Origin of the sequence: Peteryoungia wuzhouensis (assembly GCF_003205195.1) — a bacterium.
Lineage (GTDB): Bacteria > Pseudomonadota > Alphaproteobacteria > Rhizobiales > Rhizobiaceae > Allorhizobium > Allorhizobium wuzhouense.
The window spans coordinates 344,448-358,958 of record NZ_QJRY01000004.1; the positions used below are offsets into that span (position 1 = coordinate 344,448).

16 protein-coding genes and 1 pseudogene are annotated in these 14,511 nt (G+C 61.0%); 7 read left to right on the forward strand and 10 right to left on the reverse strand.

Features of this window, described 5'->3' with window-relative positions:
* Window positions 1-10 precede the first annotated feature (10 nt).
* Genes DMY87_RS13215 through DMY87_RS13225 form a run of 3 tightly spaced genes read right to left on the reverse strand, consistent with a single transcriptional unit; the run spans window position 11 to window position 1,856 of the window.
* A complete protein-coding gene (locus tag DMY87_RS13215; protein WP_110791928.1) occupies window positions 11-343 on the reverse strand; it encodes a type II toxin-antitoxin system PemK/MazF family toxin in 333 nt (110 codons plus the stop codon).
* Window positions 340-570 (reverse strand): antitoxin MazE-like protein, encoded by a 231-nt coding sequence (locus tag DMY87_RS13220; protein WP_165826225.1) that lies wholly within the window; start codon window positions 568-570, stop codon window positions 340-342. Before DMY87_RS13220 ends, DMY87_RS13215 begins: the two co-directional genes overlap by 4 nt.
* Before the next feature lie 32 nt (window positions 571-602).
* Window positions 603-1,856: a Zn-dependent hydrolase gene (locus tag DMY87_RS13225; protein WP_110791932.1), complete on the reverse strand. Its 1,254-nt coding sequence runs from the start codon at window positions 1,854-1,856 to the stop codon at window positions 603-605.
* Between the two features lie 287 nt (window positions 1,857-2,143).
* Here DMY87_RS13225 and DMY87_RS13230 point away from each other — a divergent pair, with 287 nt between their 5' ends.
* Window positions 2,144-2,809 (forward strand): TetR family transcriptional regulator C-terminal domain-containing protein, encoded by a 666-nt coding sequence (locus tag DMY87_RS13230; RefSeq protein WP_110791933.1) that lies wholly within the window; start codon window positions 2,144-2,146, stop codon window positions 2,807-2,809.
* Here the strand turns inward: DMY87_RS13230 and DMY87_RS13235 are convergent.
* A complete protein-coding gene (locus tag DMY87_RS13235) occupies window positions 2,787-3,728 on the reverse strand; it encodes a DMT family transporter (RefSeq protein ID WP_110791935.1) in 942 nt (313 codons plus the stop codon). The genes DMY87_RS13230 and DMY87_RS13235 overlap by 23 nt on opposite strands.
* Window positions 3,729-3,872: 144 nt before the next feature.
* Between DMY87_RS13235 and DMY87_RS13240 the strand changes: the two genes are divergently transcribed.
* The gene (locus tag DMY87_RS13240; RefSeq protein ID WP_110791937.1) at window positions 3,873-4,514 is read left to right on the forward strand and encodes an exopolysaccharide biosynthesis protein; all 642 of its coding nucleotides are present in this window, start codon (window positions 3,873-3,875) and stop codon (window positions 4,512-4,514) included.
* A 27-nt stretch (window positions 4,515-4,541) separates the two neighbouring features.
* Here DMY87_RS13240 and DMY87_RS13245 read toward each other — a convergent pair whose 3' ends face one another.
* The 3 genes from DMY87_RS13245 to DMY87_RS13255 form a co-directional block, all read right to left on the reverse strand.
* Window positions 4,542-7,226: a bifunctional diguanylate cyclase/phosphodiesterase gene (locus DMY87_RS13245; RefSeq protein ID WP_110791938.1), complete on the reverse strand. Its 2,685-nt coding sequence runs from the start codon at window positions 7,224-7,226 to the stop codon at window positions 4,542-4,544.
* A 160-nt stretch (window positions 7,227-7,386) separates the two neighbouring features.
* Window positions 7,387-8,700 carry an NAD-dependent dihydropyrimidine dehydrogenase subunit PreA gene (preA, locus tag DMY87_RS13250; protein ID WP_110791940.1) on the reverse strand — a complete coding sequence of 438 codons (1,314 nt, stop codon included), beginning with the start codon at window positions 8,698-8,700 and terminating at the stop codon, window positions 7,387-7,389.
* Between the two features lie 15 nt (window positions 8,701-8,715).
* Window positions 8,716-10,077, reverse strand: a complete 1,362-nt coding sequence (locus DMY87_RS13255; protein ID WP_110791942.1) for an NAD(P)-dependent oxidoreductase — start codon at window positions 10,075-10,077, stop codon at window positions 8,716-8,718.
* Between the two features lie 301 nt (window positions 10,078-10,378).
* Between DMY87_RS13255 and DMY87_RS13260 the strand changes: the two genes are divergently transcribed.
* The 5 genes and pseudogenes from DMY87_RS13260 to DMY87_RS13280 all read left to right on the forward strand — a co-directional run bounded on the left by DMY87_RS13260 (window position 10,379) and on the right by DMY87_RS13280 (window position 12,621).
* The gene (locus DMY87_RS13260) at window positions 10,379-10,810 is read left to right on the forward strand and encodes a hypothetical protein (RefSeq protein WP_110791943.1); all 432 of its coding nucleotides are present in this window, start codon (window positions 10,379-10,381) and stop codon (window positions 10,808-10,810) included.
* A gap of 136 nt (window positions 10,811-10,946) precedes the next feature.
* A complete protein-coding gene (locus DMY87_RS13265; RefSeq protein ID WP_110791945.1) occupies window positions 10,947-11,348 on the forward strand; it encodes a FliM/FliN family flagellar motor switch protein in 402 nt (133 codons plus the stop codon).
* A 270-nt stretch (window positions 11,349-11,618) separates the two neighbouring features.
* Window positions 11,619-11,927: pseudogene (locus tag DMY87_RS13270) on the forward strand (DUF2325 domain-containing protein); the annotation flags it as partial.
* Window positions 11,924-12,190 (forward strand): hypothetical protein, encoded by a 267-nt coding sequence (locus DMY87_RS13275; RefSeq protein WP_110791948.1) that lies wholly within the window; start codon window positions 11,924-11,926, stop codon window positions 12,188-12,190. The pseudogene DMY87_RS13270 and the gene DMY87_RS13275, both read left to right, overlap by 4 nt.
* Window positions 12,191-12,234: 44 nt before the next feature.
* Window positions 12,235-12,621: a VOC family protein gene (locus DMY87_RS13280; RefSeq protein WP_110791949.1), complete on the forward strand. Its 387-nt coding sequence runs from the start codon at window positions 12,235-12,237 to the stop codon at window positions 12,619-12,621.
* Between the two features lie 46 nt (window positions 12,622-12,667).
* Here DMY87_RS13280 and DMY87_RS13285 read toward each other — a convergent pair whose 3' ends face one another.
* From DMY87_RS13285 to DMY87_RS13295, 3 genes are all read right to left on the reverse strand, one after another.
* On the reverse strand, window positions 12,668-13,030 hold the full coding sequence (locus tag DMY87_RS13285; protein WP_110791951.1) for a DUF423 domain-containing protein: 363 nt from the start codon (window positions 13,028-13,030) through the stop codon (window positions 12,668-12,670).
* Between the two features lie 5 nt (window positions 13,031-13,035).
* Window positions 13,036-13,446 (reverse strand): group II truncated hemoglobin, encoded by a 411-nt coding sequence (locus DMY87_RS13290; RefSeq protein WP_110791952.1) that lies wholly within the window; start codon window positions 13,444-13,446, stop codon window positions 13,036-13,038.
* Window positions 13,447-13,568: 122 nt separating this feature from the next.
* A complete protein-coding gene (locus tag DMY87_RS13295) occupies window positions 13,569-14,507 on the reverse strand; it encodes a trypsin-like serine peptidase (RefSeq protein ID WP_110791954.1) in 939 nt (312 codons plus the stop codon).
* Between the last annotated feature and the right edge of the window lie 4 nt (window positions 14,508-14,511).

The window sequence follows — 14,511 nt, forward strand, 5'->3', positions numbered from 1 at the left end:
CAGTGTGTGCTCATCCGGCGAAGCCCAGGGCCAAAGCCATGGAGCGCTCCACGCGTCGCATTGTCACGTCGTCGAAGGTGCCGATTACGTCCCCGATCCTCTGTCTGCTGGCCGGACTGATCTTGTCGACCATGACTTCCGACTGCAGTTTCAGCCCGTTCGTGGAGGTGGGTTCCACCGGCACCCGAAAAATGCTCGGCCCTGAACTGAAGCTGGTGATCGGGCAGACGAGCACGGTTCTCAACTGCGACTCCGTCATCGAGTCTGTCTGAACAACAACGGCCGGGCGAGGTTTGCCCAAATCGCTGGAGAGTATGACAGTGACGACGTCGCCACGCTTCATTGACCACCTTCACCGGGTTCGTGATCCCACATGTCCTTTTGAAGGCTATCGATCCACTCCATGACATCGTCTTCCTCATCGGCAAACGCCATCCTGTTTGCCTCAGCCAATGCCTGTTCTCGCACCGTTGGATCTCTCAAGTCGGGCAGCCATAGTTCAAATCGCTGAAATCCCTTGGCGCGAAACTCAGCCTTCTCTTCAGCAGACAGTTCTCTTGGCAAAGCCATCGGCATACCTCCACTACGGTCAGGTCATGATCCTACGCCACAATCTCCGCCGTCTCCAGAACCGCCCGGAGCAGCACGTCGCAGCCGGCGGAGGCCCATTCCTTCGAGATCTCCTCCGCCTCGTTGTGGCTCAGGCCGTCCACGCAAGGGCACATGATCATCGTCGAAGGTGCCACCTTGGCGGCCCAGCAGGCGTCGTGGCCGGCGCCGGAGATGATGTTCATGTGGCTGTAGCCCAGATCTTCCGCCGCCTTGCGGACGGAGGCGACGAGCTTCGGATCGAAGGTAACAGGGTCGAAATGGCCGACGGCTTCGACGGCACAGCCGACGCCGAGGGCTGAACAGATCTCGGCCGCTTCCTTCTCGATCCTTGCGCGCATGGCATCGAGCTTGGCCTGCTCGGGCGAGCGGATATCGACGGTGAAAATGACCGTGCCGGGCAGCACATTGCGGGAATTGGGGGAGAATTTTACCTGCCCGACGCCGCCGACGCAGCCCGGCTGGTTGTCCATGGCAACGGTCTGCACCATTTCCATGATCCGGGCCATGGCAAGGCCGGCATTGACGCGGTGGTTCATCGGCGTGGAGCCGGTATGGGCTTCCTTGCCGGTCAGGGTCAATTCCAGCCACCACAGGCCCTGACAGTGGGTCACGACGCCGATCTGCTTTTCCTCGGCTTCGAGGATCGGCCCCTGTTCGATGTGATATTCGAAATAGGCGTGCATCTTGCGGTCGCCGACCTTTTCGTCGCCCACCCAGCCGATGCGCTTCAGTTCGTCACCGAAGGTCCTGCCGTCCATATCCTTTCGGCCATAGGCGTAATCCTGGGTCAGCACGCCGGCAAAGACGCCGGAGGCCAGCATGGCGGGTGCAAAACGGGCGCCTTCCTCGTTGGTCCAGTTGGTGACGACGATCGGATGCCTGGTCTTGATGTTGAGGTCGTTCATCGAGCGCACGACTTCCAGACCGGCGAGCACGCCGAGCACGCCGTCATATTTGCCGCCGGTCGGCTGGGTATCGAGGTGGCTGCCGACATAGACGGGAAGCGCCTCCGGATCGGTTCCGGCGCGGGTCATGAACATGTTGCCCATGGTGTCGACGCCCATGGTCAGCCCCGCATCCTCGCACCAGCGCTGGAACAGGCGGCGAGCTTCCGCATCCTCGTCCGTCAGGGTCTGGCGATTGTTGCCGCCGGCCACGCCGGGGCCGATCTTCGCCATCTCCATGAGCATGTCCCACAGCCGATCGCCGTTCACGCGAAGGTTCGTGCCGGGTTGCGCCGTCATTGCAGATCCTCACCTGTTTTTCGGGGATCCGGATCTTCCGCCCGTTCCCCATGTTCCCGGGGTCAGCGACAGCGGCTTGTCTTTGTCTTTTCCGCTGTCGTATCGGCAGTTGCCTTTATTTGACATCTGTCCAATAATTTGACCGACTGGTAAAACATTACAGCTTCCAGCCCGGCACTCAAGACGGAATCGGCAAAAATCTGCGACAAAATACAAAGCAGATGCCCAGATTTTGGGCTTTGATATTCCTGATAGAGTTCAGTGGCTTAGGTGGGAACAACTCGACGATGGCGATACCGAGAGCGGCGCAGACCCTAAGGCGGACGCGGATCCAGGAGGAGAAGGAGGAACTCATCCTCGAGGCGGCGCTGGAGGTTTTCTCGCAGCGGGGATTCCATGGCTCGACGATCGACCAGATCGCCGAGGTCGCCGGCATGTCGAAGCCCAACCTGCTCTATTATTTCCGCACCAAGGAGGCGATGCACCGCGCCCTGATCGACCGCGTGCTGGAAAACTGGCTGGAGCCGCTCGCGGCCTTCGATGCCGATGGTGATCCGGAGGAAGAGATCCGTTCCTATATCCGTCGCAAGCTGGAAATGGCGCGCGATTTTCCGCGCGAAAGCCGGCTGTTCGCCAATGAAATTCTGCAGGGCGCGCCGCATATCATGGGTGTGCTTGAAGGACCGTTGAAGGCGCTGGTGGACGAGAAGGCGGAGGTCATCCGGGCCTGGATTTCGGCCGGCAAGGTGCGCGATTGTGATCCGCACCACATGATCTTCTCGATCTGGTCAACCACCCAGCACTACGCCGATTTCGACGTGCAGGTGCAGGCCGTGCTCGGCAATGGCCGGGATGGTCCCGACCGCTTCGAGGCGGCGGCGCTTTTTCTCGAGGCGCTCTTTGTCAGCGGCCTGATCATGACGTCTGCCGTCAGTCCCGGAGCAGGCCCATGACTAGAAGACCGGCGGCCGTGACCAGGGCGCCGAGGAAGACGGCCGGGCTTGCCCAGCCATGGCCGAGAAGGCCTTCCAACAGAATGATGAAGGTCGGTGTCAGGTAGCCGTAACCGAGCACCTTGGGGGCGGGCAGGCGCATCGACGCATATTGCAGCAGCATGAAGGTGATCGCGGTCGTGACGATCGACAGATAGGCAATCGTTGCCCAGACGGTGCCGGGGAGTGCGGCGAAATCTGTCTCGGCGAGCGGGACTGCTCCCGTCGGCAGCAGCCAGGGAATGGTGAAGACCACGACCCAGAAGCCGAAGGCGACCGGGTTTTCGCCCTGGCCGAACTTGCGGATCAGCGGCACATAGGCACCGTGGCAGATGACGCCGACGAAATAGATCAACTCTCCACGGCCGACATCGAAGGACAGGATGGCGCCGATATCGGCCCGGAAGATGACCCAGATCGCGCCGAGGGCCGCAATGACAAGGGCGATCAGCACGTCCGGCCGCGTCCTCTGACCGATGAAGACGAGCGCGAAGCCGGCGCTGATCAGCGGCATCAGGGTGAAGACGGCGCCTGTTTGCACGGGGCTGGTGAATTCGAGCGCCGCAAACATGGTCAGCATGTAGATGGCGATCAAGCCGCCGAGCAGGGCATAGCGCCAGACGCGGCGCGGCGTCGTGAAGGGCACGCGCAGGATGCCGAAGGTCAAGATGCCCATGACGACCATGGTCATCAGATAGCGCCAGAGCGTGAGCGGGCCGGCTTCCAGATGCTGGGCCGCCATGCCGCCGAACGAGAACGAACCAGCGATCAGGGCGGCAAAGAGCAGCATCGCGGCATGGGCCAGAAGCTTTTCGCGCCCCTTGGCATGCACGGTATGGCGATTGGCGGGAGCAGCGGGGAGATCGACGTTTTCGGTCATGCTTCATCTCGCGGCGATGGGGATGCGTCATCCTGCGGGGTGACTTGACCGGGCCGGCATTCTCATTCATCTGCGGCAGGAGGTGCAGCCGCATTGCCGCACCCATGACAGATCCATTCCCGCAGTTAATCGAAAGCGGCCCTGATGACAACGACGATCGGCTTCCAGGATACGGACAGAAGCACCAGTGCGGTCCTTGAGGAGGTGATTGCCTCGATGGATGGCGAACACGTTACCCTGCGGCAAATCCTGCAGACCATGGGCGAGAGCGGGCTGCTTCTGCTGTGTGGCCTGTTGTCTCTGCCATTTCTCGTGCCGGTGTCCATTCCGGGTGTCTCCACCGTCTTCGGTGCCGGCATCGTTCTGATCGGGGTCGCGATCACCTTCAACCGCTTCCCCTGGCTTCCGGCCAAGGTGGCGGATCGCAAGCTCGATACCGGAAAGCTGGTGCCGGTGCTGCAACGCGGGCTCACCATCCTGCGCAAGGTCGACCGCTATGTGCGCCCGCGCCTGCTCGCATTGACGACCGGCGCCGTCATCAACCGGATCAACGGTCTGGTGCTGACGGCAGCAGGCGTGCTGTTGATGATGCCGCTGTCATTCATTCCCTTTTCCAACACGCTGCCGGGCGTGGCGATCCTTCTGCTCTCCACCGGCATTTCGCAGCGGGACGGAGCGGTGGTGGCCGCAGGCCATCTGATGGTGGTGCTGACGCTCATCTATTTCGGTGCGCTTGCCTATGCCGCCATGGCCGCCGGCCAGAGCCTGAACCTGTTCGGCGGCTAAGCGCGTTTTCCAGGCCGTCACGCGCGATCAGGCGGTGCGGGGCAGGGCAACGTCGTTTTCTGCCGCGTGACGCAGAGCGAATTCCACGAAAGCGTCCGGGCTCATCGGACGGGCGAGGGCATAGCCTTGCAGCGTCTGGCAGCCAAGATCGCGCAGGATGGCGGCGTGTTCCATGGTTTCCACTCCTTCCGCGACGATGCCGACGCCGAAGGAACGCCCGATATCGACGATCGAACTGATCAGCCGGCGCTGGGTGGCGTTCGTCACGATGGGAGCAACGAGCTGGCGGTCGATCTTCAAGCGGCTGGGCGAGAGCTTGATCAGGGAGAGGATCGAGGCATAACCGGTGCCGAAATCGTCGATCTCGATCGCAATGCCGTGCGCCCGGATCCGCTCCAGGCTTTCGGCGACCGCATCGGCCTTGTCATCGAAGGAGATCGATTCCAGCAATTCGAAGGAGAGGCTGCCCGGCTTCAGCGCCAGGGTCTCCAGGCGATCGATCAGCTTGTCTTCGAACAGGCGCTGGGCGGAAATGTTGACCGAGACATGCTCGATGCCGAGGCCGAGCGCTCTCCAGCGTGACAGCTGGGCGAGCGCCTGTTCGAGAATGCTGGCGTCGATCTGGGACACGACATTCAGGCTTTCGGCGATTTCGAGGAACTTGTCGGGCGTCAGGATGCCCTTCTTGGGATGGTTCCAGCGGGCCAGCGCCTCGGCGCCGTTGATCTGAAGCGTGTTCGCGTCGAATTGCGGCTGGTAATAGGCAATGAAGTCCTCGTTGCCGAGCGAGCGCAGGATGGCGTCGGCCGTCTGCTTCACGTTGATGGTCCGGGCGCGCAGACTGTCGTTGAAGTGCTCGACGCGGTTGCGGCCTCGGCGCTTGGCCTCGTAGAGGGCAATGTCGGCGTTGACCAGCAGCTGCTCGGCAGCAACGGAGGCCTGCTGGCGGATCGCGATGCCGATGGAGGCGCCGACCCGACATTCGTGGTCGTTGTAAACGATCGGCCGGTTGATCGCTGCAATCAGTCGTTCGCCGATCCGGGTGGCCTCTTCCGGTTCCAGCGGCTTTGTGCACACGACGACGAATTCGTCGCCGCCGATCCGTGCGACGAAATCTCCGAGCGTGACGGCTTTCTCCAACTCGGTTGCCACGTGACGCAGGATGGCGTCGCCTGCGCCGTGGCCGAGCGTGTCGTTGATCTCCTTGAACCGGTCGAGGTCGAGATGCAGGATCGTCAGCTGCCCATACCCTGCGGAATCGTCGAGCGGGGCTGCGAGCTTCTGGTCGAGGAAACGGCGGTTCGGCAGACCCGTCAGGGCATCGTGCAGGGAATTGTGCTCCATGCGCAGTCGAGCGGCATCAAGCGCTGCATTCTGCTGCTCGGTCTGGCGCTGAGCCTCGCGCAGTTCTTCCTGCAGGCGCACATCTGCGCTGACATCCCAGTTGACGCCGAGCACGCTCATCCGGCCTTGCGGGTTGCGGAAGGCTGTGCCGACAGCGCGGATGTGGCGGATTTCGCCGTCGCGCGTGATGCGGAATTGTGTCTCGTAGGTTTTTCCCTGCGCGATCGCCTCAGCGAGGCATTTGTCGGCATGCACGAGGTCATCAGGATCCACGCAGGATCTCCAGACGTCATAGCAGGTCTGGACATCGCGATCGACGCCGTAGAGCTGGTACATCCGATCGTCCCACTTGATGTCCCCGGAGGCGAGGTCGAGTTCCCAGATGCCGATGCTGGAGGTTTCGAGCGCAAGGCCGAGACGGCTGGACAGGGCGGTCAGCTGTTCCTCGCGCTCACGCAACGCGGCGTAGTTCTTCTGCCTTTCGGCCATCAGCAACGCCACCCAGATCACGGTCGCGGCAATCATCGAGGCGACAAGGAATATGCCGAGACGGACGACGGCCGACAGGGCCGTGCCGGTGCCCCAACCGTTTTGCGGTATCGCGGCGATCGTCCACTGGTCGTTTCCAAGATCGATCACCATGCGGATCGGATCCTGATCCAGAACATTGCGATCGCCGAAAATGACGGAGGTGCCGGAACCGTGCGCTGTCTTCTTGGCGAGCACGAGCCGCAGTGGCAGGTCATTGGCCAGGAGACCACTGTCATCATAGACACGGGGCAGATCAATGACGCCGATCAGCCCGCCCCAGAAGGCCGGATCTCCCTTGTCGTTTACAATGCGAACCGGAAGCGCCACGACCAGGCCCTGGGTGCCGTTGTTGAGCATATTGGGGCCGATGATGACGGTCTGGCCGTCTTTCAGGGCGTGCAGCAGTCGGGCATTTTCGGGCGCGGCGAACAGATGTTTGCCGATGAAGCCCCGGTTTCGCTCGTAAGGATAGACGAAGGCGGTGATCAGATCGGGGGCTGCCGCAATATTTCGGATCTGCGAGGGATTGGCGAGAAGGTTTTCGGCGAGTGCCGCGAACCTTTGCTGTGAGACATAGGGTTCCGAACTGACGACGGCGACGAGGCCCTGAAGCAGCCGCACGTTCGCGTTGATGTTGCCTTCAAGCTTGGTTCTGATGGTGCCGAGTTGTTCCTGGACCGCATCGCGGCTGTATTCCCGGTCAATCTGCCTCTGCTGGCTATCGGCATAGAATGCCGACACGGCGATCATGGAGAGGACCAGGAGACTGGGCACGATGATCTGCAGGCGCGCGCGCCAGCGCGGCCTACGGTCCAGTTTTTCCGTGAGTGCTGTCATATTCACGATGCCCGTAAAGGAAATCCCCGGAGAAATGAGGGGTCAGTCCGCCTTTACAGGTATTGTCGCTGCCAATCGCTAAAGATTCCCTGAATCCGGGGTCAAAATGCCGTTATCGAGGCGGTCTGCCCGGCCATCACGGCCGGGCAGACCATCGTTATCATTCCGCTGCCTGAACCGACATCGGGTTGTTGGGGTGGGTCGTCCAGTTGGCATAGGCGGGATCCACCGGCTTGCCGGTTCGCTGGTCCATCACGCCCGGTTCCAGCCCGACCATGGTGATGCAGTTTTCGACCGGACAGACGTTGACGCAGAGATTGCAGCCGACGCATTCGTCTTCCATCACCTCGAAATGCCTGATGCCATCGACCATGCTGGTAATCGCCTGGTGCGAGGTATCCTCGCAGGCGATGTGGCAGCGGCCGCACTTGATGCAGGCATCCTGGTCGATATGGGCCTTGGCGATGTAGTTGAGGTTGAGATACTGCCAGTCGGTGACGTTGGGCACCGCGCGGCCGCAGATGTCGTCGAGGCTCTTGTGACCCTTGGCATCCATCCAGTCGTTGAGGCCCGAGATCATTTCCTGGACGATCTTGAAGCCGTAGGTCATCGCCGCCGTGCAGACCTGGACATTGCCGGCTCCGAGCACGAGGAATTCGGCCGCATCGCGCCAGGTGGTGACGCCGCCGATGCCGGAGATCGGAAGCCCGTAGGTTTCCGGATCGCGGGCGATCTCGGCGACCATGTTGAGCGCGATCGGCTTCACCGCCGGGCCGCAATAGCCGCCATGCGTGCCCTTGCCGCCGACGGTGGGCGAGGGGGCAAAGCTGTCGAGATCAACCGAGACGATCGAGTTGATCGTGTTGATCAGCGACACGGCGTCGGTGCCCCCGGCCTTTGCCGCGCGCGCCGGCTTGCGGATGTCGGCGATGTTGGGCGTCAGCTTGGTGATGACGGGCATGCGGGTGTATTGCTTGCACCAGCGCACGACCATTTCGATATATTCAGGCACCTGTCCGACGGCGGCACCCATGCCGCGTTCGGACATGCCGTGCGGACAGCCGAAGTTGAGCTCGATGCCGTCGGCGCGGGTCTCTTCGACCAGCGGCAGGATCGCCTTCCACTCCTCCTCGACGCAAGGGACCATGATCGAGGCGACAAGCGCCCGGTCCGGCCAGTTCATCTTGACCTGTTTCATCTCCTGCAAATTGATCTGCAGCGGACGGTCGGTGATCAGCTCGATGTTGTTCAAGCCGAGAAGACGGCGGTCGGCGCCCCAGATTGCGCCGTAGCGCGGGCCGTTGACGTTGACGACCGGTGGTCCTTCGGAGCCGAGCGTCTTCCAGACGACGCCGCCCCAGCCGGCCTTGAAGGCGCGTTCGACATTGTAGGCCTTGTCGGTCGGCGGAGCCGAGGCCAGCCAGAAGGGGTTGGGCGACTTGATGCCGACGAAGTTATTCCTGATATCAGCCATTGTTCAAATCCTCTCTTAAGCGACTGCTGTCACGCCCGCCGTCATGACGGCGAGAGAGCGGTTGATGCTTTCGGCCGCATCGCGGCCCATGGCGACGGCAGACACCGTCAGGTCCTGGCCTCCGAAGGCGCAGTCGCCGCCGGCCCAGACACCCGGGATCGACGTGCGGCCTTCGGCGTCGATGGCGATCTTGCCGCCTTCGATCTTGAGGCCATCCAGCCCCTGGCCGTCGAGCTTCTGGCCGATCGCGACAAGGATCTGATCTGCCTTGATCTCGGTCGTGTGGCCGGTGCCTTTCATCAGGCCGTTTTCGAGATGGGTGTATTCGAAGGTGATCGCCGAACAGTGCCCGCTGTGATGGGCCACTTCCTTCGGCTGGAGCCAGTGGCGGATGTGGACGCCCTTCGAGGTTGCCAGATCCTGCTCGAATTCCGAGGCGTTCATGTGCTCCTTGCCGCGGCGGTAGCAGATGGTGACGTTTTCGGCGCCGAGCAGCTTCGCCTGGACGGCAGCGTCGATCGCGGTCATGCCGCCGCCGATGACGACGACGTCGCGGCCAACGGGGACATCGGCCTTGTCGTTTGCTTGGCGAAGGTTGGCGATGAATTCGACGGCATCGAGCACGCCGTTGATCTGGGCTCCGGGAATGTTGAGGCCGTTGACGTTGCCGAGGCCCGCACCGACAAAGACGGCATCGTGCTTGGCCGTGATATCGGCCAGCTTGAAGTCGATGCCCATTTCCTGGCCGTCGAGCACGTCGATATTGCCGAGCGAGAGGATGTAGTCGACCTCCTTCTGGGCAAAGTCGTTGGGGGTCTTGTAGGCAGCGATGCCGTATTCGTTCAAGCCTCCGGCCTTTTCCTTCGCTTCGTAGATGGTGACCTGGTGGCCGTGCATGGCCAGCCGATGGGCCGCGGCGAGGCCGGCGGGGCCTGCGCCGACGATGCCGACCGTTTTGCCGGTCGAGGCGGCGGGGCGGTAGAACTGGCGGCCCTCGTCGATGGCGATGTCAGTGGCGTAGCGCTGCAGGCGGCCGATTTCGACCGGGCGTTCTTCGGCCGTGTTGCGCACACAGGCCTCCTCGCAGAGCGTTTCGGTCGGACAGACGCGGGCGCACATGCCGCCGAGGATGTTCTGGTCGAAGATGGTCTTGGCGGCGCCGAGCGGATTGCCAGTCGATATCTGCCGGATGAACATCGGGATATCGATGGCGGTGGGACAGGCCGTCATGCAGGGGGCGTCGTGACAGAAGTAACATCTGTCGGAAGCGACAAGCGCCTCGTGGTCGCCGAGGCGGGGGTGGAGGTCGGTGAAATTCTTTGCGTAATCGGCAGCGTCAAGCCGCCCGGCCTTGAGGCCCGGTTCCAGTCTTCGCATCGCAGTTCCCTCTTTTATATTCGAAGCGATGCAGGGAAAGGTAATCCAGGTTCAAACTTTTATCAAACGGTAAAAATTTGGGTGCGCCACGGTCAGAAACCCTGCTGTGCAGCGCTTTCGTCGCTTCTTGCAGGGAAGCCGGATCAACACTCTTCGACCGCACTGTCGGTTGCGCATCTCGTGTCGCCAGTGCGCTTTCGGGTGTGACATCCACACCCTGGCTTCTGGAGACGGTTGTATCCGGGCGAACTCGGGTGTATGTGTTAAGCAATTGTTAACCATGTGTTTTAGGTATTGCTTAATGCTTGAGCCGCGGCGGCGCCATTACCTGGCGCAATTTTACGGTGCAAATGACAACCCGCATGACCGCTACCGCAAGACCAATCTGGTCGCGCGGGCGATCTATCCACGTGCCGGGGTGAAATCCTATTGCAGCCTGCAGGTGCGCATCGTCGGGCTGAATGAGCAGGGAGCCATCCTCCAGTCGAGCGCCATCGAATTCCTCCCGGATCATTTCTATCTGTGTCTCGGTGAGGAGGAGATCTTCCTGACCTGCGCCAAGAAATCCGTGCTGAAAGCGGACATGTTCGTCACCTTCGCCAGACCGGAAAGCGCCGAATTGGTCGAATCACTCACGCGCATGCCGTTTCCGCTCGGAACCTTGCGTCGGCTCAGCGGTCGCTGCGAGCCGGTGATCGAGGCACGGATTGCCCGCGGCAAGCGGATGAATTGACCCATTCGCGGTCAAGCGCTGTGGATTTTCACCTTTCGTCAACCTTAACAAGGGATTGGCGATCAAGCCTTTTCCGAATCCCTCTACCTCTGGGTGTCGCGGCCTGTATCCGCATATACTAAAAGAGGCAAATATCATGAGTGACGGCTTCGATCAGCCGATGTCCGCCGGGGACATGTCCACCCCCTCATCGCCGGCCGGCAAGGGTGCTTCGCCTGCTGTGGCGCCCGTTGCGGGTGACTGGCCCGCAATCTCCATCGATGCCGCCGAGAATCGCAGCGTGCGCCTTCGCGGTGGTGATGTTCAGGTGGGCGAGATACCGGTCGAGATTTCCGCAATTCTCGGTCGGACCAAATTGCCGGTCGCCAAGCTGATGGCGGCAAGTGAAGGCGAACAGCTGAGGCTTGATACGCAGTTCGGCCAACCTGTGGAACTTCAGGTCAATGGCGTGGTGATCGGTTATGGAGAGATCGTGGCCGATGTGCTCGAGAACTTCGTCGGGATCCGTCTTCTGTCGCTCAATACCGTGACCGAGTGAATGCGGAGCTGCGGCGATGTCCGCGTCGCAGCGTGGTTCGCCCAGCCCTCCACAGCCCGGACTAAAATATGATAGAATTTATCATGTTTAATCTTGCCTCGATTTCTCAAGTTAAATATGGTCCCCCGCAATGGTGACAGGAAGCCCTCGACAGAGGGTTTCGGCTGAGGAGGTATCATGGCCAAGAAGGGCAAGAATACACGGCAACACAAGGCGGCGGATCCGGCCGTCGGGAAGGTTGCTGTGCCGGCTGCCAAGCGAGAGGCAATCCGCAGTTTCCTCTATGTCGGGGGACGGGATTGCCAGGTCGCGCATTTGCGCCAGATCGCAACCAGCCACGGTGCGGAACTAATTCACCATGATGGGGGTTTACGGGAAGCGGTTTCGCGGATCGACACGGTGTTGCCCTCCGTCGACTGCGTCTTCTGCCCGATCGACTGTATCAGTCACGACGCGTGTCTGCGCGTGAAGAGCGGTTGCAAGAAGTTCGGCAAGACTTTCATACCGCTGCGAAACGGCTCGAAATCCAGCCTCGAGCGCGCATTGCAGACGCTGAATGAAAGGAATTCGGACGGATGAGCAGGGACGTTTTCGAAAAGGGTGGCATCGGCTCATTTCACGAGCTTGCACGTCAACGCGGCGAAGGGCTTCTGCCCGAACTCGCCGAGGCAATGTTGCAACGCTCGCAGGAAAGTGAAGTGATGAATTGTGAAATCATCACTTTGCCGGGCTTGCACGAACGTAAATCCGCTACCATGTACGAAGCTGTGAACCGGGCCCCCGCCCTCGTCATCGAATTTCCCGCGCCAAGATGGCAGCGAAACGCCCACGCAAGATCGTAGTCGTTCGCCGGTCAGCTCATGCGGGATCAAAAGGAACATTCCGCATGAACGCTCACCAGCCCGTTGCCCAGACGGTCCTCAACGCGGTACCAATCCTTCCTTCCCTGAATTTCTCGGAAACGCGCAATTTCTATGTCGGTTCACTCGGCTTCGAGGATGTCGGCCTTGATGGGCTCGATTACCTCGTCGTCCGAAGGGGTGGCATGGAGCTGCACTTCTGGCTGAGCGACGATCCTGTCCAGTGCCAGAACAGTTCGGTGTTCTTCCGCGCCCATGCGCCGATCGAGATCTACCGGGATTTCTGCGATCGGGGGATCGAGGCGATCCGGCCGTCCGAGACATGTGGCGGCGAAATGCGCTTCCACATCCGCGATCCGCACGGAAACCTTCTGATGTTCGGCGGCTACCCCTTGAGCACCGTCGCTCACTGAATCATTTCGCCGTGTTATCGCCGCGCGTTGCTCCTCTGGTGGAGGTTCAACGGCGGCGCAGTGCTGCTGCCACAGCCAGCACAAGCCAGGATGCGATCAGCGTCAGACCGCCGGTCGGCGCCGTCATCGGGAACAATCCACTGCCGAGGAAATGACGGGCGACGAGATCGCCGGCAAAGAGCAGCGTGCCGAGCGTCATGCCGAGAGCGACGAGGCCTCCAAGCCGGATACGATCGCCGGCCAGGCTGAGGGCAACGAGTGCCGGGGCATGCGCCAGGCAGATCGTCGAGGCCGGCCGCAACAATTGTTCACCTCCGGCATGGCTCGCTGCCGCCGCCAGTGCCACACCGGAGGCGCCGATCAGCCCGGCCGCGACGCTTGCCCAGCGGCTCTCTTCCAGGATCGTCATTCGACTTATTCCTTGTTCTGCATATGGAAGGCCAGCTTTTCGACCGGTGGCCAGATGATGTCGCGCAGCTTCGGGTTGGCGATTGTCTCGTCCATGGCCCGGCGAAAGCAGAGCAGCCACTCGTCGCGTTCGACGGGGCCGATCTCGGCGACGAAATGGCGTCGCCGCAGCATCGGATGTCCGCGCTTTTCCATGTAGATCGGCGGGCCGCCGAGATATCCGGTCAGATAATCGTAGAATTTTTCGGCGCTGCCGGTCAGATCCGGCGGGTGCACGGCCCGGCAATGGGCCGCTTCCGGCAAGGTGTCCATCAGCTCGTAAAAGCGGTTCGTCAGCGCCCTCACGGTCGCATCGCCGCCGATGGCCTCGTAGAGGGTGATGGTTTCGGGCTGGGATTGGTCGGTATCGTCGCTCATGGAGCGTTCATAACGGAAAGGACGGCGGAGGAAAACGGCTCACTCCGCGGCAAAGTGCGCGGGTGCCGGATAGGTGCCACCCGGCGCACAGATGGCTGGCGCCGGGTGGTAGCGGTGCTTTTTCAGTTGAGGCATTTCGCTTCGTCGACATGCTTCTTCAACTGGACTGTGTCTTCGGTGAAGAGCGGACCGTTGGTTTGCGATTGGTTTTCAACGCGATGAGAGTTCAGGCTGATGACGCGGTTCTTGTCGTGCTCCAGGCTTCCGGCTTTGAACCCAGTGAACCAAGCGCCGCCGCTGCTGCCCTTCTTCAACGGATTGTTGTCCATGGTCGCAATGCCACCCTCGACCTTCAACCAGGAGCCTTTCACTCTATACATGAAGCGGCCTCTATCCGGGTCCTGCGGATAGCCGATCGCGGTCACAGTTTTTGAAGCTGGCGTGCCTGTTTCCATCATCAGCGGTGGCCGGTCATCTTCGTCGGTCGTGAGGATGAACGCATAGTCGTAGGCGTAATTCAGCATTGGATCGTAGTACGTCTTGTAGATCGAGATGCATCGCAATTGGACCTTCTGCGGAGAGTCCCCCTCCGAACTCGCCCGCATGAAGACAAAGTTGCTGTACCATACCCGTTTGTCGCGGTTGAAGACACAATGAGCGGCGGTCAGGATGACGTTCTCAGCGACAAATTGGGCCGTACACCATCTCGGCTTGCCTTTATCATTGATAAAGTTGAGGCGACCGGCGCTCCAATAAGGGGGATCGGTCCAGGGGGCGTTAATCTTTTTCAGCGTACCGGGAAGACTGGGCACGTCTTCCTGGGGCTGGTTTGAAGTTTGATCCGGGATATCCGGATTGCGCATGCGGAACTCGCTCTTCATCTTGGCCAGCTCTTCCTTGGTGACGGATGGCAGTGGCATGGCCTCCGCGTTGGAGAAATCTTCGATAGAGAGCTGTGTCTCATCAACATTCGCCAAGTTTTCGATTTCAGGTGCGGCCAGGGCTTGTGTGGTGCACCATAGGCTAATGAAGACTGCTGATATCGTTGGGATGTGGAACATTGTG